1 protein-coding gene is annotated in these 744 nt (G+C 34.1%); it reads left to right on the plus strand.

The window, feature by feature from the left end; all coding sequences use genetic code 11:
- The first annotated feature begins 200 nt into the window (after positions 1-200).
- Positions 201-653 (plus strand): response regulator, encoded by a 453-nt coding sequence (locus AC1DPZ_RS28430; RefSeq protein WP_477409854.1) that lies wholly within the window; start codon positions 201-203, stop codon positions 651-653.
- Positions 654-744 lie beyond the last annotated feature (91 nt).

Raw genomic sequence — 744 nt, forward strand, 5'->3', positions numbered from 1 at the left:
CAACGTATCTGTATTATAGGCAAAAGCTATAGTATTCAATAATAGTAAATACGCGGCTATTAATATTTTCTTCATATTTACTATAGGGGTTTTACACTTAATTGAGCATAATTATAATAAAAATGCGAAGAAAATAAAACTTTCAATACATTTGACTTTATAACCAATTATTAAAAGCCTATTTAACCTAAATTATTACTATGTCCGTAGGAGTGTTGTATGTTGACGATGAAATAAATAATCTGAATAGTTTTAAGGCGGCATTCAGGAGAAATTTTAATATTTACACAGCCCAGTCGGCTGCCGAAGGTCGTCAGGTGCTACTCGCCCAGGAAATTGGCGTGATAATTACTGATCAGCGTATGCCTGATACCACTGGTATTGAATTTTTAGAATCAATTTTACCACTATACCCTGATACTATCCGGATACTTTTAACAGGTTTTTCGGATGTTAATGCCGTAATGGATGCTATTAACAGGGGGCAGGTATATAAATACCTTGTAAAACCCTGGCAAAACAACGAGCTTAAAATTTACATTCAAAATGCCATTGAAATATATGAACTACGGAAAGAAAACAAAGAACTTATCAATAAACTGAAAATAGCCAACTTTGAACTTGAAGCGCTTATTAAAGCTGGTAAGTCATGAGGTACGAAAAGGATTTGCCGGAATGGTATCTTATAACTGCAATTTAAATCGCACACCCTACGTCTCTCGCCTTATGTATCAGGTATAACAT

This window comes from Mucilaginibacter sp. P4_G9 (assembly GCF_056400985.1).